Genomic DNA, 25,796 nt, shown 5'->3' with positions numbered 1-25,796 from the left:
CGGTCGTTCCGAGGCGGCCGGAAGGGCTGCCCTACCTTTCCCTGAACGCCCGTGCGAACGAGTCCATCATCGGGCGTACCAGATACTCGAAGAAGGTCCGGTTGCCGGTGCTGATGAAGGTGTCGACCGGGGTGCCGGGATAGAGCTGGTCCGCCTTCACGCCGGGGGGCAGGGCATCAGCGATCTTCAGCCTGGCGCGGAAATAGGGTTCGTGGGTGGCCTCGTCGATCAACCGGTCGGCAGAGATCTCGCTCACCGTGGCCGGGACTTCCGGCGTCAGGCGCGTGTTGAGCGCCGACAGCCGGAGCTTTGCCTGCTGGCCGACATGCACCTGGTCGATGTCCTTCGGCCGCAGCCTGGCGTCGACCACCAGGCCCGAGGTCGTGGGCAGGATCTCCATGATCTTTTCGCCGGGCGCGACCACGCTGCCTTGCGAATTGTAGGTCGAGGAGACGACGATGCCCGCGGCCGGCGCGGTGATCGTCGTGCGCTTCAGCACCGCTTGCGCGGCGCGCATCCGCTCCTCGATGTCTGCGAGGTTGGTGCGCACATCGTCGAGCTTCGTCAGCGCCTCCTCGACGCGCTGCGTGGTCGCGCGTTCGGTCTGCGCCTCCGCTTCCACGATCTGCGTGCTGGCCGAGGCGAGGTCCGCCTCCAGCGCGCCGGCTTGGCCGACGAGGTCGGCCTCCGAGCGCAAAAGCTGCGAATATTCCCTGCGGTCGGTAAGGCCTCGGTTCAGAAGGTCGGTCTTGATGCCGAGCTCCTTCTTCACCACCTCGGCCTGCTGCTCGATTGCCGTCTTCTGCGCGTTCAGCCCTTTGACCGACTCGCGATGCATGGCGACGCGCTGCGCCAGGATCGACCGCTCCGACCGGAACCGCGCAAGCCTGGCGTCGAATTCCTTCTGCTGCTCGCGGATGAGGTTTTCGAATTCCTGCTGGAACGGCGCCGGCGCGGGCTCGGCGATCGGCGCCAGCGTGGCGAGGCCGTCGCGCTCGGCCTCCAGCCGCGCCGCGCTGGCCTTGAGCGCGATCCATTGTCTCGTCAGCCGGTTGAGATCGGCTTCCGCGGCGGTCCGGTCGAGCAGGATGAGGTCCTGGCCTTCCCGCACGCGGTCGCCTTCATGCGCCAGCAACTGCCTGATGATGCCGCCCTCGCGATGCTGGATCAGGATGTTGCCGCCGGTCGCCGCGATTGTGCCCTGCGTGATCACTGCGCCTGCCAGCGGCGCACTCGCCGCCCAAAAGCCGAAGCCGCCGACCATCAGCGCGATCGCCGCGTAGCCGGCGACGGCCGTGCGCCGGAAGTCAATGCGCGGGCGGCTTTCGAGGATGAGGCTCTGCGTCATCGTCCAGGACCCGTGGCGATGCTGTGCGAGGCGCGGATGGTCGGCGCGAACGATCCTGTGACCACCGTGTTCCGCTGCTTGCCCGGCTGGCGCAGCACCTCGGCGCTCGGTCCGAACGCCTCGATCGCGCCGCCGCGCAAGACCATCACACGGTCGCAAGCCGTGGCGATCGAGGGGCGATGCGTGATCACGATCGTGGTAACGCCCGCAGCGCGGGCCGCCGCGAGCACCGCTTCCAGTGCCGTCTCTCCGGCGCCGTCGAGATGCGTGCTCGGCTCATCCAGCACCAGGATACGCGGATTGCCGTAGAAAGCGCGTGCCAGTCCGATCCGCTGCCGTTCGCCGCCCGACAGCGTCCCGGCGATCATTGTCTGGTAGCCGTCACGCAGCGAAAGGATCAGCTCATGCGCCTCGGCGCGCTTTGCCGCTTCCACGATCGCGGCGTCGTCCGCCTGCGCGTCGAAGCGGGCGATGTTGTGGGCGATCGAGCCGGGGAAAAGCTCGACCTCCTGCGCCAGATAGCCGATATGCCGGCCGAGCTGGTTTTCGTCCCATGTCCTGAGCTCCGCGCCGTCGATCCTGATCGTACCGCCGCTCGGCCGGGCGGCCCCGACGACCAGCCGCGCCAGCGTCGACTTTCCGGCACCGCTTGGGCCGACGATCGCCACCGCCTCGCCGGCCTGAATCGCGAAATTCAACCGCTTGAGAATGGGTTCGGCGCCAAAGGCGGCATTTGGCGCGATGAAGAAAAGATCCTGTGCCGAAATCGCGCCGGTCGGGTCGGGCAAGACGAGCTTGCGCGTCTCTGCCGGCTGCGCCGCGAGCGCGGTCCCCAGGCGCGTCCAGGCACGCCTGGCCTCACCGAGCTGCCGCCAGGAACCAATCAATTGGTCGAGCGGCTGCAGCGCGCGCGACGACACCAGGGAGGAAGCGAAGATCATGCCGGCCGTCATCTGGCCCTTGAGCACCAGCCAGGCGCCGGTGCCGAGGATCGCCAGCTGCAGCATCATGCGCAGTGCCCTGGAAGCGCCGCTGAAGATCGCGTTGGCGCCGGCCGAGCGGTCATGCAGGGCAAGCGCCTCCGACACATGCCGGCCCCATGCGCGCGCGGCGTTCTCCACCATACCCATGGCGCGCAGCGTCTCGGCGTTGCGGGCGAAGGCCTGCTCGGCCCGGCTGGCCAAGGCCGAACGCTCCGCCGAGAGCGCATCGTTCCTGCCGATAGCAAGCTGGTTGGCCACGACCAGGATGACCAGCAGCGTGGCGCCGCCGAGCGTGACCCAGAACAGCAGCGGATGGATAAGATAGAGCAGGCCAAGAAAGACCGGCGCGAAGGGCAGGTCGAACAGCACCGAAACACCGCGCGAGCGGATGAAGGCGCAGACCGAGGCAAGGTCGGTGAGCGGCGACGGCGCATTGCCGGAACCGAGCGAAGCGGCGAACGCTCTGGCGCCAAGCCTGTCATTGACCGTCGCCGCGACGCGCTGCGTGTAGACGGCTCGGACGGCGTCGAGAAAGCCGAGGAAACCGAGCGCCGCGACTGCGATGACCGACAGATAGACGAGCGTCTCGACGCTGGAGGAGGGCAGCACCCGGTCATAGACCTGGAGCAGGTAGAGCGGGATGACCAGGAGCAGAAGGTTGATGAGCAGCGAGAACAGGCCAACATCGGTCACGGCGCGCAGGAACATCGGCCGCAGGCCGGCCTGCCTGATCGCACCCGGAGCGCTCTCCTGTGACATTGGCTCGGCCGCCTAGGCTGTGTGTTCGCCCGTGACGTTCAAATGGCTCTGCTGCAGCTCATCCAGCGTGTAGGCGTGGATATAGTCGATCTTCATCTGGGCCGGCGTGGCGAGATGGTCGGGCGGCGCGCCGGCTTGGCCGCCGATCGCGAGATCCACCAGCATGTACATCGGCTTGTTCATGTCGGACGGCGTCGCCGCTTCGGCGACCTGCATGCCGTCATAGGTCCAGACCAGCTTGTCCGGGGTCCAAAGGAGGCCATAGGTATGGAAGCCGGCGGTGTCCATGACGTTCACGGTGGATCCGACCATCGTGTGCTGGCCCGTCTGGTTGGTGTGCGCGGTCATCAGCAGCGAATTCGGTTTCTGTCCGTACATCTCCATCACGTCCAGCTCCGGCGGCCAGGAGCCGTCTTCCGGCAGCAGCCAGAAGGCCGGCCAGGCGCCGGCGTGTTCCGGCAAGTCGGCCTTCATTTCGAAATAGCCATAGGTCTGCGAGAAGGAGTCATGCGTGGTCAGGATGCCGGAGGTGTATTCGTAATTGTTGATCAGCGGCTTGATGTCGGCCGGTGCCTGCGCCGCGGTGATGGTGAGGACCCCGTCCTGCACGCTGAACGGATGCACCGAGCTGGTCGGGGCGTAATTGGCGTCGATATACCACTGCAGCTCGCCATTTCGGGTGAGCGTGCTGCCGTTCGGCGCCCCCCACCAGAAATTGGTGTCCCAGGTGCCGCCTTGGGCGTTGTGAAGATTGAGCGTGTTGAACTCGTCGCTGAAGGACAGCGTCATGCCGGACTTGTCGATCGGCAGCTCGAACTGGTTGGGCTGCAGCTTGTCGATGGTCATGTTCTTGAATTCGAGGATCTCGCCCGATCCGAGGTTCAGCACCACATTGGGTCCCGCTTGGATCATGTTCTGGTGGATGGCCGCGAACGATGTGAACCCGTAGCCATCGAGACGCACGGTGTCGTTCGAGGCGAAATTGACGATCGAGTCGCTCCCATTGCCCTTCGCGATGATGAAAGTGTCGGCGCCGCCGCCGCCGTCGATCAGGACATCGTTGCCTGCGCCGCCGTCGATCGTCTGGCCGCCCGCCGTGGCCGTGATGATGTTGTCCAGCGCATTGCCGAAGGCGTAGTTGTGAGCGTTGGTGACGACGAGGTTTTCGACATTGTCCGGCAGCGTGTAGCTCATCCATGTGTTGATCGTGTCGACGCCCTGCCCAGGGTTCTCGACCACTTTGTTGCCCGCCGAATAGAGGTAATAGATGTCGTCGCCGGCGCCTCCATACATGGTGACGTTGACGCCGCTGGTGGCCCAGATGGAGTCGTTGCCGCTGCTGCCGTTGAATGTCGGTCCGGACGTTGCCGAAAACCAATGATTGGAAGCCCCGCTATAATAAAGAGGAACGCCTACCGCGTTGACAACGAAACTCATCGGACACTCCTTCCGCGCTGCCCCGCCCGGATGGCTCGTTGCAAGTTCAAGTGCCTGATCCGAACCAACTTGCAGCACGGGCTATCGTTCCCGAAAACAAGCATTTAGTACAGTGAAAATTACCGGTTTTTTTATCGATATTTTATGCAGATAGAATAAGTGAGGCCTAATACAATTATGAGGCGAGCCGTTTTCAATTTTACTTAATTTTTGCAAGGTTTTGGTCCGCTCATGCTGCGCGAGAACGACGCCCGCCTGAAGCGGCGCTTGAGATAGCTCCGCCCGGCCAGCCCGCGCCGCGGACGCCCAGCCTGATCCTAGCTTAATATCCGCTCCTGCATTGGAAGGCGCACGGTAGGTGCGGGCAGAAAAAATTTGACAGCCTCTGTCGGATAGGCCGGAGTCCAACCGTCCTTGGGCCATCGATCAGCCAAACCGAAAAGGGATATCGAGACATGCCGAGCACCATTCAACTGCACCGCGTCCTGGCGACCAAGCCGGAGAAGGTTTACCGCGCGTTCGTCGAGGCCGATGCGCTGGCGAAATGGCTGCCGCCAAACGGTTTTACTTGCACGGTCCACGAGTTCGAGGGCAAGGTCGGCGGCGCCTACAGGATGTCCTTCCGCAATTTCACCACCGGCGACAGCCATTCCTTCGGCGGCGAATTTGTCGAGTTGGTTCCGAGCGAGCGCCTGCGCTACACCGACCGCTTCGACGATCCCAACCTGCCGGGCCAGATCGAGGTGACCGTGATCCTGAAGAAGGTTTCGGTAGGCACCGAGATCAACATCACCCAGGCCGGCATCCCGGACGCCATCCCCGCCGAGGCCTGCTATCTCGGCTGGCAGGAATCGCTGCGCAACCTGGCCAAGCTCGTCGAGCCCGAGATCAACCAGTAAGGTCGGAGCAATTCCAGGAAAAGTGCGTAGGTTCCGGCGCATTCGCCGTAACCTACTGGAATTGCGTCAAGATGAGAGCGGGCGGCGGTCGGTCTTCCGGCCGCCGCCTTACCCAAGGTAAGCAAAATTTCACCAAGTGCTGTTAAAAGCCGCTCCCATGGATCGCAACAAGAACAATGACCTGTTTGTGCTGATGGCGGCGCTCGCCGCCATCGCGATCTACAACATTGCCTGCGGCATCAAGACAGGCGAAGTCCGCGGCAAGTTGCATTGGGTCGCTTTGGCAGATGATCCGACACGTTTTTGGAACATCGTGGTCGGCAATTCGATCGTCCTGGTGGCTTCGATAGCCTTTCTGTGGGTGCTCAATTCCCGCAGACCCGGATGACTTGCAGCGCCGCCCGCGTCGTCCGCACGCGATAAGCAAAATTTCATCGGACGCAGCTAGACGTGCTCCATGGATCGCAACAAAAACGACGCCGTCTTTGTCGTGATGGCGGCACTCGCCGCCTTCGCGATCTATAACCTTGCTTGCGGCCTGAAGACCGGAGAGATCCGGGGAAGGCTCAGCTGGATTTCGTGTGCGGACGACCCAGCGCGTTTTTGGAACAACGTTGTGGGCAACGTGGTCGCCGCCGTTGCGTTGCTTGGTGTTCTTTTGCTGCTGCATCGTCGCCGCAGCAAATGACGTGTCGCCCGGCTATGCCGGGCGCTGTCCCTCGGCCGTGCGGCTTACACTGCTCTTGTGATGCCGCCATCGACGCGGATGTTCTGTCCGGTGATGTAGGCGGCTCCGTCCGAGGCGAGGAACGAGATCGTCGCGGCGATCTCATCCGACGTGCCGTAGCGCTTCATCGGCACGCTCTCGCGGCGCTCGTTCGTCGCCGGCAGGCTGTCGACCCAGCCGGGCAGCACATTGTTCATGCGGACGTTGTCGGCGGCATAAGTGTCGGCGAAGATCTTGGTGTAGGCGGCAAGCCCGGCGCGCGCCACGGCCGACGTCGGGAACATCGCGCTCGGCTCGAAGGCCCAGGCGGTCGAGATATTGATGATAACGCCACCCTTCTGCTTCTGCATCACCGGCGTCACCAGCCGGGTCGGGCGCACGGCGTTGAGGAAATAGGTGTCGATGCCCTTGTGCCAGTCCTCGTCGCTGATCTCGATGATCTGCGCACGCGGCCCGTGGCCGGCGCTGTTGACCAGCACGTCGATGCGGCCCCAGCGTTCCACCGCGCCATCGGTAAGGCGCTTCAGATCCTCATTCGACTGGTTGGAGCCGGTGACGCCGAAGCCGCCGAGCTCCTTGCCCAGCGCCTCGCCCTTGCCCGAGGAGGACAGCACGCCGACCTTGAATCCGTCCGCCGCCAGGCGCCTGGCCGCCGCTGCGCCCATGCCGCTGCCGCCCGCCGTCACCAAAGCTACCTTTTCTATCGCCATGTCGCTGTCCATCCTGGCTGTTAGGGGGCGGAACCCGCCCGGAGGTTCAAAGCGTCCCTGTTAGCACGGGGGGATGCCAGCACGAACCGGTTTGGATTGCGCCAAGATGACGATTGGCGAAAACGGCGGAGCGCTTGATCTCCCCCACAAGAGGGGAGATTGGCGGTTCGAGCACCCTCAAACCTTGAAGCCACTCATCAACATCCTCGACACTCGCGCGCAGCGCCCGGGCTTCACGTCGCCCGCTTTCAGCGGCACGCCCTTGCCCGCAGCCACTGCCGGCTCGTACCAGCCGCGCAGCGCTTGGTCGGCGGCGCAATAGCCCCAGTTCACCAGGTCGACCGTCTCTTCGCTGCCCAGGAAATGCAGCGAGGTGCCGATATCGGCAGGCGCGGTGGCGGCGGTCTGCACGAAGGTCGGCTCGGTCGTGTCGGGCTTGCTTGCGATCGACCAGAAGACGCCGCGCGTCGCCGCATAGCCCGGCCGGGTCGCGTCGTTGGCCAGGCCGCGATCGTCGGCGTCCTTGGCTGCCTGGAAGCGCGCCACCAGATCGCGGCGCCTGAGCGAGCGCACCTGATTGTCGGTGGTGTCGAGCACGCGTTTCAACTGCGAGAACCAGTTCCGATAGCCGGCGCTCGACGCCTGCCACGGCGCGCCGGCGTCGCTGACCAGCAGCCAGCGGCAGCGTTTCAGCGCCGGCTCGATGCCGTGATTGTCGTAGACGCCGCCATCGGTGAGCACGGCGCGCCGCGGCGGCACCGGCGGGCCGACAGAGGGGTCGAGCTTGTCGTTCTTCCACGCGAAGGGCGTGAGGTCGAGCCGCAGCGGCGACAGGAAAGGCGGGAAGGCCGAAGAGGCGGCAACCGCGAGAGCCACCGGCAGGTCGGCCTGGTAGGCGACGCCGATGCGATAGTCGGCGATGTAGCGCCGCGACAGCCGGAACAGCGAGCCGGTGCCGAGATTGCTGGAGCAGAACACGAACCAGGGTTTTTCCGGCAGGCTCTTCAACATCGGCCTCGAGCCGGCAAACAGATGTTTCTCGTAGCAGGCGGCGACTTCGCGCGCCGCGCTCGAAAACGGGTTGAGCAGACCTTTGAGGATCGCCGGCGCGTCGAGGAAGACTTTCGAGAACTCCAGGATCCTGTCCAGATAGATATTGAAATTGGCGGCGACACCGTCGACGAAGGCGAAACGTGGCCAAAGCACCGCCAGCAGCCCGGCGGCGATCGAGCCGCCCGAGACCGAGCTTACCATGTCGAGTTTCTGGAGCAGCCCGGCCTCGTTGAGGCGGCATAGCGCGCCGGCATGAAACAGCATGGCGCGGTAGCCACCGCCCGACAGGCAGAGGCCGAGATCGTAGCGCTCGGGCGCGCTGCCATCCGCGTCCGGTGGTGATCCCGCCGCAATCGGCTCCATCGCGGCCCCCTTTGCCTCTCCGGCGTCCTTAAGCCTGGCTTTGGGCAATCGAGCCCAGCACCGATGTTCTTGCAAGTGGGGGAACGCGTAACTTCACAAATCGGAAACCGGCCCGCGCCGACGGATGGGGAGGTTACCCGAAGCGGTCGGTACGTAGCGCACGGACGGCGCCTAGGCTTTCGCCAATCTCCAATGCCGCCAGAGGAGATGCCTTAGCCACTCACAACTCCTTCTCGGCCAATTCCCTAAACCCGTCCGGCACCGAGCGCGGGCCTTCCAGCGCCACCGTGCCGTAGCCGACCGCCTCGTTGCCGAAGCGCTGGCGGATCTTGTCCATCGCCCGGTCGGCGCCGAAGCGTGCGAGACCTTTGCGGCTGCCGGGCCTCAGCTTCTCGTCCGCCAGCCCGAGCGGCAGTTCGAGCTGCAGCTCGGCATGCTCCTCCAGATGCGAGACGGAGATGGCGAGCAGCGAGATGTCCCTCTCGTCCGGATGGGCGGCAAGCACGCCGCGCACCAGTTCCTCGGCGATCTCCGCCAGCATCGCGGTCGCCTGGATCGGCTGGTCGAGCGTGATCGAGCGGCTCACTGCCCGCAGATCGGCGAAGCGAACCCGCACCGTCACCGTGCGCCCGGGCCGGTCCTTGGCGCGCAGGCGGCTGGCGACGCGGTCGGCCAGATGCAGCAGCGTCGGCACGAAGACGCGCGGCACCGCCGGCTTCCTGCCGAGCGCCGATTGCGCGCCGGCAGAATGCGCGCGGCGGTGTGTCTCGAGTTTTCGCGGGTCGCGGTTCCAGGCGAGCGCGGCAAGCTTCTGGCCGGCGGCGTGGCCGATCAGCCGCTCCAGCGCGCCGCTATGGGTGCGCGCCAGCTGCCCGATCGTCTCGACGCCGATCTCGGCCAGCCTGGCCTTGGTCGCCGGGCCGACACCCCACATCAGCGTGACAGGCAGGTCGTGCAGGAAGGCGAGCTCGCTGCAGGGCTCGACCACCACCAGCCCGTCGGGCTTGGCCACCTGCGAGGCGATCTTGGCCAGATGCTTCGTCCGCGCCACGCCGATCGAGATCGGCAGACCGAGCTCGGCCTTCACCCGCTCGCGGATTTTTCGCGCGATCTCTTGCGGCGATCCGAACAGATGCGTGCAGCCGGCGACGTCGGCAAAAGCCTCGTCGATCGAGATGCGCTCGACCGCCGGCGTGAAATCGTCGAGCACCTTGATCGCGGCGTCGCCGAGGCGCTGGTACTCGGAAAAATGACCGCCGACGAAGATGAGCTGAGGGCAGAGCTCGCGCGCTTTGCGGCCCGGCATGCCGCCGCGCACGCCAAAGATTTTCGCCTCATAGGAGGCCGCCAGCACCACGCCTCCGCCGACGGCGATCGGCTTGCCACGCAATGACGGGTCGAGCAGCTGCTCGACCGAGGCGTAGAAGGCGTCGAGGTCGGCATGCAGGATGGTGGCGGCCGCGGCGGTGTTCGTGGCGGCCATCGCGCGCTCCCATGGCCATTTGTGTGGCATTGCAGCATTAGCTGCGTCTTTTGTAAGGGGAATTAACGGAACATAAAGAGAACAAAAGAAGCTCTCTGTCAAGCCACCACGCTTGGCCGTGCAGGTTTCCACAACTGGGGGCGCAGCCACAGATAGAACGCCGGTTGTGCGCGTGACCTTTGCGCGGGAGATGCCGCCGCAGGCTGAGGAGGGATCGCCTCGCGAGGCGATCCCTCCTTCGCTTCTGAACGTAAATTGCGACTGTCTGCGCTATGCCGGCTTGGCGTATTGTTCGGCGCTCAGCACCTCGATGCATTGGAACGGCTGGTTGCCTTCCACCCAGGCGTCGTGGCCGGGCGGGATGGTGTAGGAAGTGCCGGCCTCGATGGTCTTTTGCGTGCCGTCGGTCATCCGTATGGTGATCGAGCCGGACACGGCATAGCCGACATGCGAGACTTGGCAGCTGTCGGTCTTGACCACCGGCTTCACGCATTCGGACCATTTCCAGCCCGGCTGCATGTTCATCCGCCCGAGCGTATAGCCCGGCAGCCGCACGATCTCGACACGCGTCTTGGCGGGCGCGCGGACCTCGTCGGGATTGTTGTGCGATTTGGATTCGAGTTTCGTCACCTTCATTGCAACTTCGGCCATGGTATCCCTCCCATGTGTGAAGCGGCGCCTGACGTTGCGATCGTCGGCGACCGCGACTGTATTCATAAGCCTTATTATGAGCGATTGCTAATTAATTGAGGCGACCGCGAGTTCAGCCGAATGCTTGGCGCATTGTCGTGGGAGGCTGATATTCCGACCCTCGGGCGACGGTCCCGGGCCATCTTCGGACCGAAGTCCCATCGCACGAACGCAGAGGCCTGAGACGCCTATTTTCAGGAAACAACGACGGCACCAAAATCATTGGCTAGCAAGCCGCCGGACAAAGTCCCTTCATCGGCGGTTGACCACGGCGTGCCCGCTATTCCTGCGATATGGCGGGCACGCCTTTCCCTGAAACCGCTCCTGGAGTTGCGGGCCGTGCAACCCGGTAAGATGATCGCCAATCTGTTTGCCGCGCTGCTTCTGGCCGGCCTGGTCGGCGGCGTCTTTTTCGTCTTCGGCAGGCCGCTCTGGCCCGAGCGCCAGGCCCGTATGGTGATCCTTCTTCCGATCGATACGATTGCGACCGGATCGCTGCGCCGAGCCTGCCTCGAGCCATGCCTGCCGGCCCGTTTCGATCTCAAGCTCGCGCCCGCCAGGCCGCGCGGATGAAACCGGGCGCGGGAACCAGTCCGCGCCCCGGGCCGTTGACGGAACGAAGGGATGGCGCTGGCGGAGGCCGCCATGGACAATTTCGACCTCATCGATCTTCTGTGCGTCATCGACGCCTGCGTGAGCGACCGTTCGGCCGGCCGTATTGTGCCGATGTCGAGGGCCGTCGAGGAGTTGCGCGTCCTGACCGGCGATTTCGTCTCGTCGGATGAGGACGCGGCCAACGCCTTGACGCAGGTCGCGCTCAAGCGCGGCTGCGCCGTGCTCTTCGACGAGCGAGCGGGCGCGGACATTGTCGGCTAGGCGCAATCTCCCCCTCCTCCTGGCGGAGGAGGTTGGCGCTCATTTCGCCAGGGTGATCATCCGGCCCGCATACGCCGTCCGGCCTCCGAGTTCGGCCGTGCAATCCGATTTCACGGCCGAGTTTCCCGTCATCGAGATGGTATCGCCGACCAGCCGCAGGCAACTGCCCTGGGCGTTCATGTCCGAATTTCCGGCATAGGTGATGACGGCGTCCGGGGCGTAGATGAAGCCGCTGACCACGGAGCCCGATCCGCCGTTCAGCGTCAGCGCCTGGGTGTTGCCGTGAGCCTGGTAGATGGTGATTCCGGCGTAGGGGCCGCTGGTGGGCGGCGACAGGTTCACCTGCTCGTTGGCGTTGATATAGAGTTGTGAGTTCTCCATCAGGAAGATCGTCACGCCCTGGCCGCTCAGGCTGCCGTTGCCGCCCGGCTTTATGGTGACGTTGCGCATGATGTAGGTGCCCGGATTGAGGGTGATCTTTCCCGACAAGGTCTTGTCGCAATAGGTGCCCGGCGAGAGCGTCACCGTTTTGCCATTGGGCACCGGCAGGCAGAGCGTGTAGGCGGGAGGAACGACGTCGGCCAGCGGATCGAACGAAGCATACTGGTTCTCATGCGGCGCGCCGCAGGAAAGCGTGGCGTTCGGCGGCGTCAGCCCTTGCGTGCCGCCGACCGTCGAGACGCAGCCGGCGCTGAGGATCGCCGAGCCGCCGCGGTTGACGGCGTCGGGCGCGTCTGAATTGGCCGCGATCACGCAGCCGTCCATCGCCACATTGGTCGAGCCCTGCAGGTGGACCGCGCCGCCGGCATGCTGATCGAGCGCGAGCACGCAGGCTTGCGCGCCGGGCTTGAGCTTGACCGAGGCGGTGCGCGTCGCCTGCCAGGCCGGCATGCCGCTGATGAAGGCCGGCCGGCTGACGCTCGACGACAGCGAAATGAAATAGGCGCCCGGATTGCCGCTCGCGCTGGCCTGGAAGGCGGCGAGGCTGCCCGATAGCTCCTGCGCGTCGGCTGCGCTCATATTTGCGGCGAAGAAGGTCTGGCCGAGTTGCTGCACGTCGCTTGCCGACATGCCTGGCAGGTATTTCGTGCCGATCGCCAAGCCGGCCGCGTCCAGCGAGTTCTGCAACTGCGCGGCGTCGTCGCTCGTGCCTATCAGGTCGACGGATGCCGCCACGCCAAGCATAAGCGGCACCATGGCGACCGCGGCCGCGATTGCAAAGTTGCCGCGCCTCGATGCCAAAAAACGTCTCAACATGGACCCCATCCTCGCAGACCTGCGAGATGTGATATGCGCGCCGTCTCTACGGCCGATTTCCAAAATAGATAAAATGCAGAAAGAGCTAAAATGCATGGTTTTACCGGCACTTAAACCTTAAGTCCGATGTCTTATAGGCCTTAAGTCTTAGTGTGCGCGGCGCAAGGTGGGGGCAGCGGAGTGCTAGGGTCCCACCGGCAAAAATCGAACGAAATAATTAGGCATTCGTTCACATGGCAATGATGACCTGACGACTGGGATAGCTTGGGCGCGCTCGGCCATGGCCTTTTCGGGTCGTTTCTTCAGACAGTTTTTTTCTCGACTTTTTTTTCGACGCTTTTGCGAAGGCAAGAGCGGCAATGTCGCCACCATTTTCGCGCTCACCCTGCCGGTCGTCGTCGGCGGCGCCGGGCTCGGCGTCGAGACCTCCTATTGGTACTATTCGAGCCTGAAGCTGCAGGCGATCGCCGACGCGGCCGCCTATGCGGGCGCGTTGGAAAAGATCGCCGGATCCAACACGGATGCCATCACCGCCGCCGCCGCGTCATCAGCCGCCTCGAATGGCCTTGGTGCGGGCACCATCGTCGTCAACACCCCGCCGGCGTCGGGACCGAACACGGCCAAGAAGGCGGTCGAGGTCATCCTTAACCAGGATCTCGACCGGATCTTCACGTCCATCTTCACCCAGACAAAGGTGCCGGAGCGGGCGAGGGCGGTGGCGCTGATCACCGACGCTTCGAAAGCTTGCGACATAGCTCTCAGTCTCACGGCCTCGCAGGCGTTGCTCTTCTCCGGCAGCACCAACGCGAAGAAAATCGGCTGCATTGACATGGCGAATTCGAACGCCTCCGACGCAATCAAGATCCAGGGCTCGGCGGCTGTCCAGACCGACTGTCTGATTAGCGCCGGCGGCATGGTGCTGAACAATCCGCCAACGATGGTCTGCAAGGCCCCGATCACCCAGGCGCTGCCGGCGGCCGATCCGTTCGCCAGCTTGCCGGCTCCCGCGACCACGAGCCCATGCCAGAAGATCAACGGCAACAAGACGACGCAAACGATCCAGCCCGGGACCTACTGCAGCGGCATGAGCCTCAACGGCAATATCACGCTTTCCCCCGGTGTTTACGTCGTCCAGGGCGACTTGAAGATCAATGCGAGTGCCGTCATCCAAGGCAGCGACGTTACGATCTTCATGGCCGGCAGCAACACTGTCAGCATGAACGGCAACGCCACCGTGACGCTTGCCGCCCCGACCACGGGCACCTATTCGGGCGTGCTGTTCTACGGCGACAGGACGGGGACCGCCGCGCAAAGCACCTTCAACGGCACCGCGACCTCGCTTTTGACCGGCGCAATCTATTTTCCCAGGCAACAGGTCAACTATCTCGGCAATTTCTCGGGCGTGAATGGCTGCACACAGGTCGTTGCCGATACCATCCAGTGGTCGGGCAACTCGACCATCAATCAGGACTGCTCGAGCCTCGGGATGAAGGACATCCCGGCCGCTCAGTCGGTCGCGGTGGTCGAGTGAAATCCGCTGCCCGTCGATTGATGCCGGCCATTCGCGATGAATCGGGCATCGCCGCGGTGGAACTCGCATTTGTCTTGCCCGTCCTATGTGCGGCGTTGCTCGGAATCATGGACGGCTGGTCCTATGTTAACGGTTCGCTGTCGATGCGCGCCGGCGTGAAGACGGCGGCCAACCTCGTGATGGCTGGCTCCGCTGACGACAGCGCGACCCAGACTGTCGCGCTGGCGAGCTGGGAGAACAAGCCTTCCGACGCGCAGGTTACGATTAGTCGCATCTACAAGTGCGGGACCACCGTGGTCGATGCGTCGACCTTATGCAGTGGACCGAAAGCGCCGTCCGTCTACGTCCAGATTCAGGCATCCGGCACCTGGATCCCGCCCTTCACCTTTGGTCCATACCCAGACAATACCGCGATCGGCCATGTGCAGGTGGTCCGTGTGCGCTAAACGAAGACTCCGGCTTTCGGCATTTGCGGCTAATGAAGCGGGGGGCGCCGGTCTCGAATTCGCGCTGGTCGCGCCTTTTCTCATCATGCTCCTGTTCGGCATTTTCGCCTTCGGCTGGTCGATGAACAGCGTATCCAGCGTGCGCTACGCGCTCGAAGCCTCAGCGCGCTCCCTGCAGCTCAACAACACGCTGACGCAGGCCGACATCCAGGCCGTCGCCACACAGAAGCTTCAGGCGCTTGGCCTGCGGAATGTGAACGTCACCATCAACACCGATCCGGCGAGCGGCGGGTTCCGCATGGCACACGTCAACGCCAGCTATGCCTTTGTGATCAGCTTCCCCTATTTCAGCGATTACCCAATCAGCTACACCACCTCGGTGACCGTGCCCCTGGTCGGCGGCTAGGGGGACGAACGGATGTATCTTAGAATTCTCTAAAAAGCTGCAGGGCTGGCGCCAGCCAGGAATGCTAGGGATTTGCTGTCATCCAATATCAGGAGCGCAGCCATGACCTCTCTTGTTGGAAGCCAGCACGGCCCAGGCGCCGTGCATCAAGCGAGCAGACCCCGGGCGTCGGAAACTTTCCCGGGCAAGCGCGCCGAAAGCGTCGGCCACCTCGCGAAAGCCTCGGTCTTTGAGACGGACACCGGCGAGCCGAATGCGCAAGGAAAATCCGCGTCCCGGATCGCCCGGATGGACCTGACCGTGCTTTCCCCGACCGGTTCAGGCGAAGGTCAGGAGCCGGAGATGGCAACCGACACGCCGACCGAGACTGATGGCACGGAAGATCCAAATCCTTCCGCCTGATGGCCGGCAAAAGCCAGGCCCACTTGCGCCTTGTGGCTAGCAGCCTTCCGTTGTGGTTTTCATCTGGCCGGGAGCGTTGGATTTGGCGCTCGTGTCCTGTTGGCCAGGGGCCGCCTGCTTGGCACTGCCGGTCTGCTGCCCAGGCGCGCAGTCCTTCGCTGAATTCGAGTTGGTCGAGTTAGTCGTGGTCGTGTCTGTGCTCTGGCTGCTGGGCATCGTCGTCGTTGATGACGATGACGAGGTGCCCGACGACGTTCCCGATTGGGCCGTAGCCAGACCACAGGACAAAGCAACAAAAGCGGCAACGAGAAGAATTCGTTTCATGATGACTGTCCTTTTAGGCAATGTCCCTTCGCTTGTTTAACCTTGACCTCACGACAGGGTTCCGATGGTCCACATATTCCCGATTGCAGGGGATTGTCGCGGCGGCAATTGCCTCTTGGGACCATGGTCTGGCACGACAAGGGCCCTCATTGTTCCAAACGGCCCACGAAGGTTCGGCCCTTTGTATTTCCGTTAAATTTCAACGTGTTAAAGGGAGTTTTCGCGAGAATTTCCGGGCGATGGCAGCTATGCTCTCATTTCGCGACCGCAATTGCTTAAAGTTTATCCGACGTCATTAGGAAATTCTCATAAGAGGCTGCCTAGCGGTTGGGCGATAGTGACGATTTATCTGCGGAGAAGCACAATGACATTGCGAACGACACTTCTGGCATCCCTTGCTATTCTCGCGCTCGCGGCCGCCCCCGCGCTTGCCGGCGCCGGCGGTAACGGCGGCGGCCATGGCAATGGCGGCGGCCATGGCGGCGGCAACGGAAACGGCGGCGGTAACGGCAACAATGGCGGCAATGCCGGTGGCAACGGCAAAGGCAACAGTGGCGCCTCGCATGGTAAGTCAGCTTCGGCTAGCGGCCACAACAAGGGCACCGACAGCACGTCGGACGACAGCTCGACCGACGACACCACGACTGCCGCGACGCCGAAAGAGAAAAACCTTCACGCCAAGCTCGGCCGGCTGAACTCGCTGCAGCGCAACATCAACGCCTATATGAATTCCAAGAGCAAGAAGTTCGCCGGCATTCAGGCCTATGTGACGCAGGCCGCGGCGGCCCAGAACGCACAGGCCGCGCTTGAGGCGGCAAACGACAAGCTGGCCGCCGACCAGACCACCCTGGCGACTCTCGAGACAAATCTGGCCGCGGCGCAGGCCGATTCGACCACTTCGCCCCAGACAATCACTGACCTCGAAAATGAGATCACTGCGCTGAACGATACGATCAGCACCACTGACGCCCAGGCGATCGCCGATGCGCAGGCAGCGGCTGACAACGCATTGCCTCCCACCAATGAGTCCTTGGACGCGGCCCTTGCCGACATGGCCAACAAGCCGGTCGACGCCGACGTCACCGCCTGGGCCAAGGATACTTTGGCGGGCAAGATCGACGCGCAAGCCGCGGCCACGGCGACAACCACAACAACCCCATAAGGCCGGAAGAACCGACCGGAGGGCGAGCGAAAGCCGCCGGGCCTCGCCCGGCGGTTTTTTGTTGACAGGGCGACGGGCGCGGCGCGCCGGGCCAATTTCGGCAGTGCGCCGGAGCTCAGTCGCCTTGTATTCGATGGCGCACAACGCCCAGTGGCACTGCAAGGGGATTTTGACCGGTCGGCTCTGTTTGCGTTGGCAGGTGGCATGCGTTGGAGATTGGCCGAAACGCCCATCGCGATCGTCATTCTAGGGCGGAGCAAGGAGCGAAGCGACGCGCGAAGACCCTGGAATCCATGCCGCTACCTTCGCCAAGGCGTGCAACGGAGCAAAATCTTGCACCGAGGCGGCGCTTCCAAGTCACGGAATGGATTCTATGGTCTGCGCGCGTCGCTGCGCTCCTTGCTCCGCCATAGAATGACGAGGTTGGGGCGGCTTCAACCAATCCCCGGCGGTTTGTGCTGGTTTCACGGAAATGAATGGAAATTTTGCACCAGACAAACGGCAACCTTTCAAAATCCCTGCGTCGGGGAACTAGTCACTGACGCTGTTCTTGTCCTCCATGGCGCATGGCATGTAGCTGTTCCTTCGTCGTGGCCGCCGCTGGTTCAGGCCAGCAGGCGGGCCTTTGACGATCTGGGCGACGCAAACCGGCTCATTCGGCGTGATCGAGCAGGCGGGTGACGTCAGGGCGATCCCGGCCCTGCTTGACCCCGGCGTGATCTATGCCTTCCACGGTGATCGCGAACGTGCCGTTCTCGGTCCTGCCGATGAAGCCCTTCGCCTTGAGGTACCACAGGTGGAACTCCAGATGCTCGCGAGGGCAACCGGACAGGCGCTCGAGTTCGTCGTCGCCGATGCCCGGATTGTTGACGTCCCGCCGGCGCCTCACATAGAGAAGCGACAGCAGATTGGCCTGGATGACGGAATCCCGCTCCATGCCACCGCCGTCGCGCGCTGCTTCCGTGAGTTCGTGACGAAGACCCAGATGCTCGCGGTAAAGGATATCGTATTGAGCCCGTTTGACGGGGTCGCGGAGTGTATTGTTGGCTTCAACGATCTCGCTGAAGCGCGATTCATTGCCGGTTTCCCGATTGTCGGGGTGATAGCGCATGGCAAAGTAGCGGAAGATCCGCTCGATGGTCTCGGAATTGGCGTTCGGGCTTATTTCCAGAATTTCGTAGTAGTCGATGAACATGTAATCGCGCTTCCGAAACTACGGAAACCACTCCCCCGGTCCCAAGCATTGCCCAAATGCTGCGCGCTTGCAAGGCGCCGGTCCCGGTCTCGAACCGCCAAGGCCGGCGCGAATGCCCGCCATACGAAAATGTAACGTTGCGGCCACAATTGCGGGAGCTTTCGAGCCAAATTCGGCCACCGTCCTCATGACTATTCAACAACGTGAAGGCGTGGGACGCCTTGTATTCAGGGGAACGGACGCGATGGAAACCAGACATGGATATTCAATTTTTCAGATCGCGCTGCATTGGCTGATTGCAGCGCTGGTTTTATTTCAGCTCTTCTTCGGTGAGAGCATGACGGTCGTCGTGGACGCCGCCGAAGACGGCCAGCCGGTATCGGCCACCGACCAGGCGCTAGGCTCAGCTCATTACTGGGTCGGCCTGTCCGTTCTTGCGCTTGTGCTTGTTCGACTGCTCCTCAGGCTGGCATCCGGCGTGCCGGCCCCCGCCGGTCATGGATCGAGATGGATGCGGGTCGCCGCGCATGCATCGCACGGCCTGTTCTATGTGCTGTTGCTGGCGACGCCGGCAATCGGGCTTCTTGCGTTCTATCAGGGCGACCCTTGGGGTGACATCCATTCGCTTGCCAAGCCCGCATTCATCGTGCTGATCGCCGTCCACGTCGTGGCGGCGCTCTACCATCAGCTCTGGCTGAGGGACGGGACGCTGAAGCGCATGCTTTCGCCCGCTGGCTGATCGGGGAAATATGCTGGCCGGCGGCGTCTTGTGTCCGATGGCCGATCGGCAAAGGCTAGCGGCCGCGCGTCGGAAAAACCTTTGCCCCGTTGCGGTGGGATAAATTCCGGGCTCTATTACGTTAGCTCTGCTTGGAATTCAGGTGGCAACCTGGATGGAGCCGACCTCAAGCCCGGCTCCCTTTCGGCTCGCTTCGAAGGAGGCGAGCCATTTTTTTCAAAACCGCCGCCAAACCTCACGGCAGCGACGCCGACCTAGTGGCACTGCACAGGGATTTTGACCGGTCGGCTCCGTTTGCATTGGCAGGCGGCATGGGTTGGAGATTGGCCCAGCGCGATCGTCATTCCAGGGCGGAGCAGGAGCGAAGCTCCGTCGCGAAGACCCTGGAATCCATGCCGTTACCTTCTTCGCGTGGCGCCGGCTCGGCCTCAGGCTGATAGCGACGGCCGTAGTCGCTCAGCATCCTGGCGTCGAGAGGATCGGTCTTGGCGCGCCGTCTGGTCGACTTCGAATAGTGCTGGGTGTGCGCCGGGTTGTGCCGCGAGAATGGCATGCCGGCCTTGGCCAGCGCATGGCGCAGCAGCCGGTCATGGACGCCTGTCGCCTCCATGACGACGAAGTCGCGGCTGGGATCAAGCCCCGCCACGTAGGCCGCGATCGCATCGGCCTGGTTGTCGATGCGCCGAAGACGGCCGCTTGTCTCATCAAAAAAGTCCAGCCACTGCTTGGAGATGTCGCAGCCGACATAGTTCTGGGCTATCATATCCACGCCTCTTCCTGTGGTGCGGGGTCTGGTTTGAGACAGCCCCGTGCAACTGTTCAGGTTGATGGTTCACCGGTGGGAAGGGACCGAGCCATGCCACGGCCTGTCCGAAAGGACGACCAGGATTCATTCGGTCTCCTTCCCACTTCAACCATACACCAGAACCAACACACAGGATTCTATGGTCTGCGCGCGTCGCTGCGCTCCTTGCTCCGCCATAGAATGACGAGGTTGGGGCGGCTTCAGCCAATCCCCAGCGTTTGCGCTGACTTCACGGACATGAACGGAAAATCTCACACCAAGACAAACGGCAACCGTCATAATCCCTGTGCAGAGCCACTAGGTGCGTCATGGCTAATATGGCTTGCACGATGTAGACTTCATAGAGTCGGATCTGCAAAGGCATTGGGAGGACAACAAATGCCACGGGTATCGGAACTCTTCTTCAAGACGGCCATCGTCTTTCTCATCCTGGGAGTCGCCGCCGGACTGCAGATGGCGATTTCGGGCGATCACGGTGCGTTTCCGGCGCATGCTCACATCAACCTTCTTGGCTGGGTCACCAGCGCCATCTTCGGCGGCTACTATGCGCTCAACCCGGCCAAGGCCGAGCGCCGCATCGCCATGATCCATTACGGCCTCTATACGGTCGGCATCGTGATCATGCTGCCGGCGCTCTACTGGATGCTGGCGGCAGGCCACCCGGAGATCGAGCCGGTCGTGGCGATCGGCTCGCTGATCGTCGCCGCCGCGGTGCTGGTCTTCGGCCTCGTCGTCTTCTCGTCCCCGGAGACGGTGCGCTCAACGACGGCTACCGCCACCCGCTGAGGATACGTCCCTCATAGCCGAGCGGCTTTTGCGCCGCTTGGCCTTCCGCGCCAGGCTATGCGACGCGCTTGTCTGCCTGTGGCTCAGGGTAACCTTGGAAACAGGCGCGACAGTAGCGCCTGGATGATGCCGTCCCGCTCGAACGGGCCGGGCAATTTGGCGGGCGAGGCAGCGCCCTCGCTAGACTTGGCCTCGTCGGTCGCGCCTTCGCGCTGGATGAGCCACAGCACCGCTGCGAAATAGCCCACCTGCAGAATGACGGCGGCAAGCACTGTCCAGCCCAATGCCGCCCAGACAGATCCCGTGGATGCAAACATCCAACCGAGGACCACCAGAAGCGTAACCACCATTCCCACAAGAAACTGCGGAAAATACATCTGCCCATTCGAGCGCCGCGACCCCGTTCGGTCAACGACGATCTCGCCCATATCTCTACCCATTTTGACCCATGCACCTTTTCCGGGTGGACCGCAAGCTTGAACGATTTGCCGGCGGCCCCATTGCCCTTTCGTCCGACCTTGACAGGGACGACGGACGCAGGACTTCCGTTGTGACAACTGGGAATTGCGCCGGATCGTTCCACAGCCGACGACATTCTAGTCATGCCTGATGGACCACAGTGAATGCGGGCGACTGCCTGCTGTTTTGACGCCTCTTCGCAAAGAAAGGCCCGCCACCTGGGCGGGCCTTTGTCCACTGTGCTGACTGGATCAGCTCAGGATCACTACGATCTTGTAGGTGTCCGGGTCGACGATGACGATGCGTCCATCGGCCAAGACGAAATACTCATAGTCTTCATAAGCCGGAACGATCTTGACGATCCGGGCCGGCAGACGGTGCAGACGCACCTTATGGCGCGGCACCTCGACGCCGACGGAGATGTCGAAGCTGACGTCGCGAACCGGTTCGACATGGCTCTCATGAATGACCTGCGTGATCTGCGTCTTCTGTTCCACCGTCACGTTATTGATCGACGCCGTCTTGTTCTGGTCGGTCTCGACGTTGGTGTTGCCCTGGGCGTTCTGCTGGGTGGTCGTACCGGTCTTGCCCTGGGCGTTCTGCTCAGTCTGCATCTTGGTGGTGCCCTGAGCGTTCTGCTCGGTGGTCGTGCCAGTCTTACCCTGAGCCTGCTGATCGGTTTGGGTCTTCGTCTTGTTCTGGGCATTCTGCTGGGTGGTCGTACCGGTCTTGCCCTGGGCATTCTGCTCAGTCTGCATCTTGGTGGTGCCCTGGGCGTTCTGCTCGGTGCTGGTGCCAGTCTTGCCCTGCGCCTGCTTCTTCTTCAGCTGTGTATTGTCCTGGGCGTTCTGGTCAGTATTGGCGCCTGACTGACCCTGAGCCTGCTCGTCGGTCTTCATCTTGGTCTTGCCTTGAGCCTGCTCTTCGGTGTTTGCGCCGGCCTTGCCCTGGGCGTTCTGCTGGGTTTGCGACTTCATCTCACCCTGGGCCTGGCCGCCCGTCTTGCCGCCCTTTTGGCAATTGGCCGTGCCGGCCGTGCAATTATTGTCGCCGCCGCTCGGCTGCGCGGACTCGGTCTGCGCCATCGCGGCGCCGCAACCGACGCCGAGCGCGATCATGCTTGTGATCAGCAGATGTTTCATTGGATTTCTCCTCGGAAAGTCGGTCCCTTCGGATGGGTAACCCAGCCCGAAACGCATTGTTCCGAAATTGGTGCCACGGTCGGAGGCGATGATCGCGGAACACGGCGGCAGTTGTTTTTGCAGGCGCCGGTCCAGTTTTGCAGGAACAAGGGTAGGCGAACGGCGTTACGGCAATGCCGACCCGCTGTGGAAAATCGCAGGCGCAGCATTCAGGCGATTCGATTCAGATCCACATAGGAGAGACGACCAATGAAAATGCACCTCACCTCCGCCGCCGCTGGCTTCCTGCTTCTTGCTGGCATTGGCGCTGCTGCCGCGCAGGATGTCGTGATCGCGCCGGAGCAGGAAACCGTGATCAAGGAATACGTGCATAAACAGCCCTTGGCCTCGGTTAAGATTCCGGGCGTCGAGCTGAACGTCGGCAGCACGCTTCCCGATACGGTCGAATTACACGAAGTGCCGAACGTGAAATACCGTTACGTCGTCGTCGATAACCGGACGGTGATCGTCGACCCCGGTACCCGCAAGATCGTCAAGGTCCTCGATTGATCGATAGCGCACCAAATCGGATGGCCCGCCGCCTGGTTACGGCGACGGGCCGTTAACCGATTATTATTTTGTTACCATGTGCTAACGGAACCTTCCCTCAGCGCTTGAGTTAGCGGCTCTGGTTCACGTTGTCTCATAGACACCACAAACCAATGGCAACGTGATACGGGCGGTGGCGAACAAGTACGGGCGGGGCGAGGAGGAGTTTGACCAACATGTCGAAACGAGAAATCGGAACATCCCGTTCGCTCGGGATGCGTGTTGCCCATCTCAAAGCCAGGATGCAAGACGCCCGGATCACCGAGCATGAGATGAAGGCTTTCCAGAAGGTCGCGGCGATCATGGGGGGCGGCGAGGGCTCCCTACGCATTGAGGCCGACGATCTGATCGCCGCGTCCTTCGTTGCCGAGGCGCTGGGCGAATCGGCGCCGAACTGACAGGGCCACCAATCGAGATCCCGGATCGATTCAGCCGACCGTCAGCCGGGGAGGCGGCGGTCTGCAGGCAAAGCAAAATGGACGCCGGGAGGCGCCCGGCTTGCTCCCAGGATCAGCCGGCCAAATCCCAAAGCTTGCAGGACAACGCCGGTCGCATGGCGTGAGTCCGAACGCGTCGAGGCTGGGCCTAGCCAGGCACGTGCCGGTTTGGTGCCCGGCTCTCGCGTGCCCGGATTCGCCTGATCTTCGCTTCGCGCAACACCGCGACGGGATCGGCGCCTGTCCATTCGATCCCGGCCTTCCGCGCGAAGACCAGGAACGCCTGCCGCGCCTTGTCGAGATCGATCTCTCCGCTCCGCGCCGCCTCGCAGGCGCGGAATGCGTTGGCGTAGCTGCCGCCCCGCATGGCCTGGGGCCATTCCTTGAGAAAGTTCTGCATCGCGGTAAGAGAGGCGATCTCGCGCTTGAAGCCGGCACCCACCGCGATGGCCACGGGGGGCCGAAGTTCGATGTCGCTTCTGATGGAGCCTTCCTGCATGACTGCGGCATCCTTTGGATTTCAAAGACTTGGGCAGTTTCAATGCCTTCCAATGCGGAGCCGATGCGAAGGTTCCGCCAAATCAATTAGTCGCCGCTGACGGAACAACACCCTGCCGGCGGCGTTTGCCCCGGGAGCTCCCATGTTCGACCTGCTCGTGTTTCCGCCCCTGCGGAGGCAGGGCGGAGCTCACCAACGCAACAGGAGAGAAACGATGAAAACCACCCTCATTCCAGCTGTCGCCGGCCTGGCTCTGATGGCCGGCATCGGCATCGCGGCCGCGGACGAGGTGATCATCACCCCCGAGCAGCAGACCGTGGTCAAGGAATATGTTCACAAGCATCCGATCGCCTCGGTCAATGTGCTCGGCCTTGAGCTTGGCGTCGGCTCGACCGTGCCTGACACGGTCGAGTTGCAGCAGGTTCCGGACGTCCAGTACCGCTATGCGGTCGTCAACGACCATACGGTGCTGATCGATCCCGGCACGCGCCGCGTTGTTCAGGTGATCGAGTAGATCCAGCCCTGGAAGAGCCCGATCCTCCGAAGCACTGGGCAAGGATCGGGCTCTTTTCGCATCCGGGCATAAGGCCTAAGATAGGCAGTGGTTTGGGAGGCAACGAAGCGCGGAAGGAGTCGTTGCCATGCATCATCCACACGTCGAATCACCTGACATCGCACGCCAAGTCGACAAGCTTTTGGCCGAGCATAGGACTGGCCTCCTGTCGATGCACGAGGCGATCACCCTGCTGCGCCAGCGCACGGGGACCGACCGCTCTGACGCGGATTTAGCCGGGTTGATTACAAAAAAGGCAGCGCATCTGGGCATCGCGGTCGTCACCGACGGACACTGAGCGAAATTGCCGTCCAGGTCGGTCGCTTATTCGTGATACCGAAGACGTCACGCGAAAATTCGGCTAATGTTCGCGCCGGGGAACCGTCCCAACATCAGGAGGCGACAGTGACGGACGATAAGCACGAACGCATTCGCCAGCGCGCGCACGAGATCTGGGAGCAGGCTGGCCGGCCCGAAGGCGCCCACATGGAGCATTGGGACCAGGCGGCCGCCGAGATCGATGCGGCCGGCAAGCCGAAAGCCAAGAGCCCGAAAAAGGCCGCTGCCGCCAAGGCCGACAAGCCGAAAGCGGCCAAGGCGGAGAAGCCCGCTAAGGGCCCTGCCAAGGCAAAGTCCCCCTCCAAGAAGACCAAGGGCTGACCGCCAGCCAAGGCCTGCACCCCTTTCCATCGGATCATGTGACGGTGCGACGCTCCGTGTGCGAACTGTGCCCGAAGGCTATGCCGACCATGCGAAAAGTCGTCTTGATCAAGACCATGTCGGTCGACGGATATGTCGTAGGGCAACTGGGCCAAGCCGGCCAAGCCAATGCTTGGGCATCACCGGGACCGCGGTGCTGAGCGAAGGCTTCGACCATGGCGGCCGGCTGACCGGCACGCTCGGCGTCGCCTTCGCCGGCAGTCACGTGGGCAGCAATGCGGGGCTGCAGTTCAGCTGGTAGGAAAGGTTATTGCCTCCCTTGCTTTCCGGCGTATCGCGCGACCGCGCAGAGAAAGGCAAGCGCTGCCATGTCGCAAGCTGCGCGTGACGGCGACGGACCTTTGGCGAAAAGCACCGCGTCGGCAACCGGGACCGTCAGGCCATGCTTGCGGGCGAATGAAGTGACTTCGTAGGGCTGATCGTCGGGCTGTATGCCGATGTCGATTTGCTGGTCCATCAAAACGAATTCCTCCCTGGTATTACGGCTTTACCCTCCTTCGCCTGCGTAGAATTAACGCCCGGCCGCTCGCCCGCGTCCACCAATTGGCGATTGTGTGAAACGATGCATTTTTCGACCCGCTGAGCCAAGGGTTGCAGCAGCATGATTGTTCGCTTTTCGGGCGACCCGGATTCCTTCCCTTCTACGATGAAGAGGTGAGAACGCGCCTCACCAAGCATCGCTCGAGCGGGCAAACCTCACCCCCGCGGCGATCATCGCGCTTTCGCATTCGCTGATCAGCCTGAGGTTGCGCAAATACCGCGCCGCCGTCTCCGGCAGCCAGGCCGCACACGCCTCGACATAGACGCGGCCATGCACCAGCGCGCCGGTCGAAAGCCGCTCCTCTTTTTCGGCGATCACCTTCAGATATTGCCGGATAAAGCGGATGTCGTCGGCGATGTCCTGGTTGGCCATGCGCCAGGCGCCGGCAAGGCGTTCGCGCTCGGCGAGCGGCAAAGGCGACAACAACGGGTGGGAGAGGTCGGCAAAAGCGGCATGGTTCGCGGTGGTCAAGCAAA

At 62.8% G+C, this 25,796-nt stretch carries 34 protein-coding genes; 19 read left to right on the top strand and 15 right to left on the bottom strand.

Annotated elements, in window-relative coordinates; genetic code table 11:
- Positions 1–31: 31 nt before the first annotated feature.
- Genes FJW05_RS11595 through FJW05_RS11585 form a run of 3 tightly spaced genes read right to left on the bottom strand, consistent with a single transcriptional unit; the run spans position 32 to position 4,527 of the window.
- Entirely contained in the window at positions 32–1,348 is a 1,317-nt protein-coding gene (locus tag FJW05_RS11595) for an HlyD family type I secretion periplasmic adaptor subunit (protein ID WP_140631746.1), read from the bottom strand.
- Positions 1,345–3,090 (bottom strand): type I secretion system permease/ATPase, encoded by a 1,746-nt coding sequence (locus FJW05_RS11590; RefSeq protein ID WP_140631745.1) that lies wholly within the window; start codon positions 3,088–3,090, stop codon positions 1,345–1,347. Before FJW05_RS11590 ends, FJW05_RS11595 begins: the two co-directional genes overlap by 4 nt.
- A 12-nt stretch (positions 3,091–3,102) precedes the next feature.
- Positions 3,103–4,527: a family 16 glycosylhydrolase gene (locus FJW05_RS11585; protein WP_140631742.1), complete on the bottom strand. Its 1,425-nt coding sequence runs from the start codon at positions 4,525–4,527 to the stop codon at positions 3,103–3,105.
- A gap of 455 nt (positions 4,528–4,982) precedes the next feature.
- On the opposite strand from FJW05_RS11585, the gene FJW05_RS11580 reads away from it, so the two are divergent.
- The 3 genes from FJW05_RS11580 (at position 4,983) to FJW05_RS11570 (ending at position 6,114) form a co-directional block, all read left to right on the top strand.
- Complete coding sequence (locus tag FJW05_RS11580) at positions 4,983–5,426, top strand: SRPBCC family protein (RefSeq protein ID WP_140631739.1); 444 nt, start codon at positions 4,983–4,985, stop codon at positions 5,424–5,426.
- Positions 5,427–5,583: 157 nt separating this feature from the next.
- Positions 5,584–5,814, top strand: coding sequence for a hypothetical protein (locus FJW05_RS11575; RefSeq protein ID WP_140541677.1), 231 nt, complete (start codon positions 5,584–5,586; stop codon positions 5,812–5,814).
- 69 nt (positions 5,815–5,883) lie between these two features.
- Complete coding sequence (locus FJW05_RS11570) at positions 5,884–6,114, top strand: hypothetical protein (protein ID WP_140631736.1); 231 nt, start codon at positions 5,884–5,886, stop codon at positions 6,112–6,114.
- Positions 6,115–6,158: 44 nt separating this feature from the next.
- Here FJW05_RS11570 and FJW05_RS11565 read toward each other — a convergent pair whose 3' ends face one another.
- The 4 genes from FJW05_RS11565 to FJW05_RS11550 all read right to left on the bottom strand — a co-directional run bounded on the left by FJW05_RS11565 (position 6,159) and on the right by FJW05_RS11550 (position 10,413).
- Positions 6,159–6,863: an SDR family oxidoreductase gene (locus tag FJW05_RS11565; protein WP_140631732.1), complete on the bottom strand. Its 705-nt coding sequence runs from the start codon at positions 6,861–6,863 to the stop codon at positions 6,159–6,161.
- A gap of 177 nt (positions 6,864–7,040) precedes the next feature.
- Positions 7,041–8,279 (bottom strand): patatin-like phospholipase family protein, encoded by a 1,239-nt coding sequence (locus FJW05_RS11560; RefSeq protein WP_140631730.1) that lies wholly within the window; start codon positions 8,277–8,279, stop codon positions 7,041–7,043.
- Positions 8,280–8,499: 220 nt separating this feature from the next.
- On the bottom strand, positions 8,500–9,762 hold the full coding sequence (gene dinB, locus FJW05_RS11555) for a DNA polymerase IV (protein WP_140631727.1): 1,263 nt from the start codon (positions 9,760–9,762) through the stop codon (positions 8,500–8,502).
- Between the two features lie 270 nt (positions 9,763–10,032).
- On the bottom strand, positions 10,033–10,413 hold the full coding sequence (locus FJW05_RS11550) for a cupin domain-containing protein (protein ID WP_140541672.1): 381 nt from the start codon (positions 10,411–10,413) through the stop codon (positions 10,033–10,035).
- Between the two features lie 378 nt (positions 10,414–10,791).
- Between FJW05_RS11550 and FJW05_RS11545 the strand changes: the two genes are divergently transcribed.
- Positions 10,792–11,025, top strand: coding sequence for a polymerase (locus tag FJW05_RS11545; protein WP_140631725.1), 234 nt, complete (start codon positions 10,792–10,794; stop codon positions 11,023–11,025).
- Between the two features lie 51 nt (positions 11,026–11,076).
- The gene (locus FJW05_RS11540; RefSeq protein ID WP_348639810.1) at positions 11,077–11,328 is read left to right on the top strand and encodes a hypothetical protein; all 252 of its coding nucleotides are present in this window, start codon (positions 11,077–11,079) and stop codon (positions 11,326–11,328) included.
- 39 nt (positions 11,329–11,367) lie between these two features.
- Here the strand turns inward: FJW05_RS11540 and FJW05_RS11535 are convergent, their stop codons facing one another.
- A complete protein-coding gene (locus FJW05_RS11535) occupies positions 11,368–12,585 on the bottom strand; it encodes a TadE/TadG family type IV pilus assembly protein (RefSeq protein WP_140631722.1) in 1,218 nt (405 codons plus the stop codon).
- A gap of 280 nt (positions 12,586–12,865) precedes the next feature.
- On the opposite strand from FJW05_RS11535, the gene FJW05_RS11530 reads away from it, so the two are divergent.
- From FJW05_RS11530 to FJW05_RS27405, 6 genes are all read left to right on the top strand, one after another.
- The gene (locus tag FJW05_RS11530) at positions 12,866–14,116 is read left to right on the top strand and encodes a pilus assembly protein TadG-related protein (protein ID WP_140541669.1); all 1,251 of its coding nucleotides are present in this window, start codon (positions 12,866–12,868) and stop codon (positions 14,114–14,116) included.
- Positions 14,113–14,562 carry a TadE/TadG family type IV pilus assembly protein gene (locus FJW05_RS11525; protein ID WP_246673361.1) on the top strand — a complete coding sequence of 150 codons (450 nt, stop codon included), beginning with the start codon at positions 14,113–14,115 and terminating at the stop codon, positions 14,560–14,562. Before FJW05_RS11530 ends, FJW05_RS11525 begins: the two co-directional genes overlap by 4 nt.
- A complete protein-coding gene (locus FJW05_RS11520; protein WP_140631720.1) occupies positions 14,537–14,968 on the top strand; it encodes a TadE/TadG family type IV pilus assembly protein in 432 nt (143 codons plus the stop codon). The genes FJW05_RS11525 and FJW05_RS11520 overlap by 26 nt, the downstream gene beginning before the upstream one ends.
- Before the next feature lie 72 nt (positions 14,969–15,040).
- Positions 15,041–15,370 carry a hypothetical protein gene (locus tag FJW05_RS27410; protein WP_181164911.1) on the top strand — a complete coding sequence of 110 codons (330 nt, stop codon included), beginning with the start codon at positions 15,041–15,043 and terminating at the stop codon, positions 15,368–15,370.
- 118 nt (positions 15,371–15,488) lie between these two features.
- Positions 15,489–15,734: a hypothetical protein gene (locus FJW05_RS11510; protein WP_140631717.1), complete on the top strand. Its 246-nt coding sequence runs from the start codon at positions 15,489–15,491 to the stop codon at positions 15,732–15,734.
- Positions 15,735–15,965: 231 nt separating this feature from the next.
- Positions 15,966–16,856: a hypothetical protein gene (locus FJW05_RS27405; RefSeq protein ID WP_246673357.1), complete on the top strand. Its 891-nt coding sequence runs from the start codon at positions 15,966–15,968 to the stop codon at positions 16,854–16,856.
- Positions 16,857–17,508: 652 nt separating this feature from the next.
- Here FJW05_RS27405 and FJW05_RS11495 read toward each other — a convergent pair.
- Positions 17,509–18,051 (bottom strand): J domain-containing protein, encoded by a 543-nt coding sequence (locus FJW05_RS11495; protein WP_140631709.1) that lies wholly within the window; start codon positions 18,049–18,051, stop codon positions 17,509–17,511.
- Between the two features lie 112 nt (positions 18,052–18,163).
- Here FJW05_RS11495 and FJW05_RS11490 point away from each other — a divergent pair, with 112 nt between their 5' ends.
- The gene (locus FJW05_RS11490) at positions 18,164–18,790 is read left to right on the top strand and encodes a cytochrome b/b6 domain-containing protein (protein ID WP_246673356.1); all 627 of its coding nucleotides are present in this window, start codon (positions 18,164–18,166) and stop codon (positions 18,788–18,790) included.
- Positions 18,791–19,130: 340 nt separating this feature from the next.
- On the opposite strand, the gene FJW05_RS11485 is transcribed toward FJW05_RS11490, so the two are convergent.
- A complete protein-coding gene (locus FJW05_RS11485) occupies positions 19,131–19,553 on the bottom strand; it encodes a transposase (RefSeq protein ID WP_246673373.1) in 423 nt (140 codons plus the stop codon).
- A 420-nt stretch (positions 19,554–19,973) separates the two neighbouring features.
- On the opposite strand from FJW05_RS11485, the gene FJW05_RS11480 reads away from it, so the two are divergent.
- A complete protein-coding gene (locus FJW05_RS11480; protein WP_140631703.1) occupies positions 19,974–20,381 on the top strand; it encodes a hypothetical protein in 408 nt (135 codons plus the stop codon).
- 83 nt (positions 20,382–20,464) lie between these two features.
- On the opposite strand, the gene FJW05_RS11475 is transcribed toward FJW05_RS11480, so the two are convergent.
- Together FJW05_RS11475 and FJW05_RS11470 are read right to left on the bottom strand one after the other, a co-directional pair.
- Entirely contained in the window at positions 20,465–20,809 is a 345-nt protein-coding gene (locus FJW05_RS11475) for an exopolysaccharide production repressor protein (RefSeq protein WP_246673354.1), read from the bottom strand.
- Between the two features lie 282 nt (positions 20,810–21,091).
- The gene (locus FJW05_RS11470; protein WP_140631700.1) at positions 21,092–21,982 is read right to left on the bottom strand and encodes a DUF1236 domain-containing protein; all 891 of its coding nucleotides are present in this window, start codon (positions 21,980–21,982) and stop codon (positions 21,092–21,094) included.
- A gap of 249 nt (positions 21,983–22,231) precedes the next feature.
- Here FJW05_RS11470 and FJW05_RS11465 point away from each other — a divergent pair, with 249 nt between their 5' ends.
- Both FJW05_RS11465 and FJW05_RS11460 read left to right on the top strand, forming a co-directional pair.
- A complete protein-coding gene (locus FJW05_RS11465) occupies positions 22,232–22,531 on the top strand; it encodes a DUF1236 domain-containing protein (protein WP_140541660.1) in 300 nt (99 codons plus the stop codon).
- A gap of 215 nt (positions 22,532–22,746) precedes the next feature.
- Positions 22,747–22,968, top strand: a complete 222-nt coding sequence (locus FJW05_RS11460) for a hypothetical protein (RefSeq protein WP_140541743.1) — start codon at positions 22,747–22,749, stop codon at positions 22,966–22,968.
- Between the two features lie 187 nt (positions 22,969–23,155).
- Here FJW05_RS11460 and FJW05_RS11455 read toward each other — a convergent pair whose 3' ends face one another.
- Positions 23,156–23,506: a DUF982 domain-containing protein gene (locus tag FJW05_RS11455; RefSeq protein WP_095768289.1), complete on the bottom strand. Its 351-nt coding sequence runs from the start codon at positions 23,504–23,506 to the stop codon at positions 23,156–23,158.
- A gap of 214 nt (positions 23,507–23,720) precedes the next feature.
- On the opposite strand from FJW05_RS11455, the gene FJW05_RS11450 reads away from it, so the two are divergent.
- The 4 genes from FJW05_RS11450 to FJW05_RS27905 all read left to right on the top strand — a co-directional run bounded on the left by FJW05_RS11450 (position 23,721) and on the right by FJW05_RS27905 (position 25,020).
- Positions 23,721–24,020, top strand: a complete 300-nt coding sequence (locus FJW05_RS11450; RefSeq protein WP_140631697.1) for a DUF1236 domain-containing protein — start codon at positions 23,721–23,723, stop codon at positions 24,018–24,020.
- A 127-nt stretch (positions 24,021–24,147) separates the two neighbouring features.
- Complete coding sequence (locus FJW05_RS11445) at positions 24,148–24,357, top strand: hypothetical protein (protein ID WP_095768291.1); 210 nt, start codon at positions 24,148–24,150, stop codon at positions 24,355–24,357.
- Between the two features lie 107 nt (positions 24,358–24,464).
- Positions 24,465–24,719 (top strand): DUF2934 domain-containing protein, encoded by a 255-nt coding sequence (locus FJW05_RS11440; RefSeq protein WP_140541658.1) that lies wholly within the window; start codon positions 24,465–24,467, stop codon positions 24,717–24,719.
- A gap of 172 nt (positions 24,720–24,891) precedes the next feature.
- Positions 24,892–25,020: a hypothetical protein gene (locus FJW05_RS27905; protein ID WP_281405770.1), complete on the top strand. Its 129-nt coding sequence runs from the start codon at positions 24,892–24,894 to the stop codon at positions 25,018–25,020.
- Positions 25,021–25,026: 6 nt separating this feature from the next.
- Here the strand turns inward: FJW05_RS27905 and FJW05_RS11435 are convergent, their stop codons facing one another.
- Together FJW05_RS11435 and FJW05_RS11430 are read right to left on the bottom strand one after the other, a co-directional pair.
- A complete protein-coding gene (locus FJW05_RS11435) occupies positions 25,027–25,236 on the bottom strand; it encodes a hypothetical protein (RefSeq protein ID WP_140631694.1) in 210 nt (69 codons plus the stop codon).
- Between the two features lie 210 nt (positions 25,237–25,446).
- Positions 25,447–25,791, bottom strand: a complete 345-nt coding sequence (locus FJW05_RS11430; RefSeq protein WP_140631691.1) for a hypothetical protein — start codon at positions 25,789–25,791, stop codon at positions 25,447–25,449.
- Between the last annotated feature and the right edge of the window lie 5 nt (positions 25,792–25,796).

The organism is Mesorhizobium sp. B2-9-1 (assembly GCF_006439455.1).
Lineage (GTDB): Bacteria > Pseudomonadota > Alphaproteobacteria > Rhizobiales > Rhizobiaceae > Mesorhizobium.
Note: the sequence above shows the minus strand (reverse complement) of the source record. Positions and strands in the feature narration are given on the sequence as shown.